This is a genomic window from Terriglobus sp. YAF25 (assembly GCF_052113305.1).
Taxonomy (GTDB): Bacteria; Acidobacteriota; Terriglobia; order Terriglobales; family Acidobacteriaceae; genus Terriglobus.
In genome coordinates this window covers 1-3421 of sequence record NZ_JBFRCY010000799.1, presented here as the reverse complement: position 1 = coordinate 3421, position 3421 = coordinate 1, and the positions used below count along the sequence as shown (strand labels likewise).

Sequence of the window (3421 nt, the reverse complement as noted above, 5' to 3'; positions counted from 1 at the left end):
GCCGGGAGGAGCGCTCGGGGGCGTTGGTCCTGCCGGCGACACTCGTGCCTGGGATGCACATACGGGCAAACTGGTATGGACGTTTCACTCCGTTCCGCGGCCGGGAGAGCCGGGGCACGAAAGCTGGGCCGGCGATTCCTGGAAGGATCGGTCGGGCGTCAACGTCTGGGGTTACATGACGATCGACGAGGCACGAGGCATTCTCTATATGCCTCTAGGAGCGCCCAATAATGATCGCGTTGGTGTCGATCGGCCAGGCGATAATCTATTCGGTTCTTCTCTCGTCGCCGTCAATGCAAATACTGGCAAGCTGCTGTGGTATTTTCAAGTGGTTCACCACGACATCTGGGATATAGACACCCAGTCGCCACCGACTCTGTTTGATGTAAAGCGCGCCGGCAAAATCATCCCCGCGGTAGCCACTGTTAACAAAAACGGATTGATGTTTATTCTCGATCGCGTTACGGGCAAGCCGATCTACGGTGTTGTGGAGCGACCCGTTCCTGCAAGTAATGTCCCTGGAGAAAAGACTTCTCCAACACAACCCTTCCCCGTGCTTCCCGAACCGCTTTCGCAAACGACCCTAAGCCGATCGAACCTCTACAAGGACACCCCTGAGCATCAGGCATGGTGCGAACGATATGTCGATGACAACAATATGCTCCTCGGAGATGTATATACCCCTCCGGCATTAGATCGGTACACCGTTGTTCTGCCCGGGACACAAGGCGGCGTGAACTATTATGGCGGAGCGTTCGATCCTAAGCTCGGTCTATTCATAGCCAATGTGAACAATCTTGCGCAGCCGGTGCGTGTGATACGCGACGCTGACGGGAGCTATATCAACTCGGGGCCGCTCGCGGGCGTGGCGCGCTTCTGGAATCCCAGCAATCACTTACCCTGTGGTCCCACGCCTTGGGGAGAGTTGGTGGCTGTCGACGTCAATACCGGAAAGATAGCATGGCGCTCGACACTGGGAGTTACCGATAGTTTGCCCGAGGGGAAGCGGAATACTGGTAGGCCGGGTCTCGGCGGAGCTATCATCACGGGCAGCGGATTGGTCTTCATTGGTGCTACCGATGACTCTCGCTTCCGGGCATTTGATGCAAAAAACGGAAAAGAGATATGGACAGTCAAATTGCCGGCTTCCGCAGAAGCTACGCCGATTACCTACGCCGCGAATGGTAAGCAATATGTAGCTGTTGTCGCAACCGGGGGCGGCCTGATCGGCGCTAAATTGGCCAGTGATTCATTGGTGGTGTACAGCCTCCCTGATGCTAATGGCGCGGTGGCATTTCGACCTACACAGCCTTCCGCAAGGGCGCCACAGGTATCGCCCTCTGTGAAGGCGGCGCCGACCGTGGCTACATCGCAGCTTATAAAACAACTAAGCGCATCTGATCTCGCTCTCTTTCCGGCGGGGCCAGGTCGGTTTTCTTTGCGGAAAACGCCCATGGATGCGGAAGCGGCTATGTCGATTCCACGCTGTGCTTCAGGGAAAATTCAGGCTACCCGGCATACGCTTTTATTCGATGAACTTTAGAATTCTTCTTCGCACTCTTGTTCTGCTCTTCCTGTCGTCAGCCTTGTACTCACAGGTGACGGTGTCAGGACATATCTCAGATCCAGATGGCGCGAATGTCCCAGATGTTCAGGTTGCAATTTCCGCCAATGGCCGGAAGCTAACTACGACGTCGGACAACAATGGAAGCTTCCGGTTTTTACACGTGGCGCCGGGTGCCTACCGGTTGAGAGTGGAAGCAGCCCACGGTTTCGAAGCGTACGAAAGAAATATCGCGGCGGGCACGAATGCGGTCAGTCTCTCTATTCAGCTCAAGGTGAGCTCGGTCGCACAAGAGGTTGTCGTCGCTAGCGAACCCGATGCCGTCTCGTTGGATGACTCGAATAATCGAGACCAGATCAAGGCGGACGCGAGTCTGTTGCAATCCGTGCCGGTGTTTGACCAAAACTACATCGCGGCGCTTAGCCCCTTTCTTGACCAAACAGGTATTGGCACCGGGGGAGTAACCATTGTTGTGGACGGGGTCGAGAGGAAGGGAATCGGTGTTTCGGCTTCCGCGATCGCGGAGGTGAGGATCAATCGAGATCCGTATAGCGCGGAAACGAGACAGCCCGGACGCGGCCGCATCGACATCATTACCAAGCCAGGAACTCCGCATGTTCACGGCAGCTTTAACTTCACCATACGAGACTCTGTGACGGATGCGAAAAACTATTTCGCGGTAACGAAACCGTTCGAACAGAAGCGGATTTACGAGGGTTCCATCACGGGGCCTGCGGCGATGGACCACCACACAACCTTCCTCATCTCCGGAACGCGGCAGGAAGACAATCTCCAATCCATCGTGCATGCCATCACCCCTTCGGGTGTCACCAACGCCAATGTTGCAACGCCATTGCACAATACAGAGTTTGCGGCACGTATTTCGCACGACTTCTCGCCGGCGAACCGCGTCTCGCTTCAATACAACGTCAGTGATGTCGTGACAAGGAACCAAAGTGTGGGCGGGCTTGTTCTGGCTGAGGCGGGAACGAATCAGAGAGTCCGCGAGGATGATGTGATCTTCACACAGCGCATCATCGTGACGCCGAACCTTCTGAACCAGATCCAATTGTTCTATGAGCAAGACTATGGTCCCATCCGCAGTACGACGAACGCTCCCAGGATTGTTGTCGATGGGAATTTCGTTGGCGGAGGCGCCCAGGCCGACATGCTGCAGAATGAGAACAATCTGAAGATCAACGACACTGTGAGTTGGACCCACAGACATCACTACGTCACATTTGGCGTGAATATTCCCAATCTGAGTCGCCGTGCATGGGACGACAATTCGAATCGGTGGGGTACGTACAACTTTGCGAGTCTCAGTGATTACCAGTCGGCAAAGCCATATTCCTTCACGCAGCAGGCTGGCCCCGGACGCGCGATCTTCTGGATGAACGAACTGGGCGCATTTGTGCAAGACCAGGTCCAGTTGAGAAAAAACTTACAGGTATCGTTCGGTATCCGCTATGACTGGCAAACCTACTTCAAGGCATGGAATGATTTTGGTCCACGCGGGTCCATAGCATACCGCTTCAAAGACCAGAAGACCGTACTGCGAGGGGGAGCCGGGCTTTTCTTCGATCGAAGCGGCGCTCCGCCGGAAGCCGATCTGAATCGATACAACGGGCATACGATTCGAGCGGTTACTCTTCTGAATCCTGGCTATCCAAATCCGTATCCTCCGGGTATGGACATTAACTCCTTCCCGACCAATCTTGTGACACTGGAGCCTGCTGGACGAGTCCCGTACAACATCAACTACAGCCTTACGGCGGAACGTGAGCTGGTGAAGGGACTGACCCTTGCGGTTACCTACCGCGGGATGAGGGGAATATCGCTTCTGCGGTCGAGAAA

At 55.1% G+C, this 3421-nt stretch carries 2 protein-coding genes; both read left to right on the top strand.

The genetic code is table 11. The features are described 5' to 3' along the window. On the top strand, positions 1 to 1543 hold a 1543-nt coding region (locus tag AB4043_RS23865; protein ID WP_442308298.1), incomplete at its 5' end, for an outer membrane protein assembly factor BamB family protein. Next, on the top strand, positions 1533 to 3421 hold a 1889-nt coding region (locus AB4043_RS23860; protein WP_442308297.1), incomplete at its 3' end, for a TonB-dependent receptor domain-containing protein. The genes AB4043_RS23865 and AB4043_RS23860, both read left to right, overlap by 11 nt.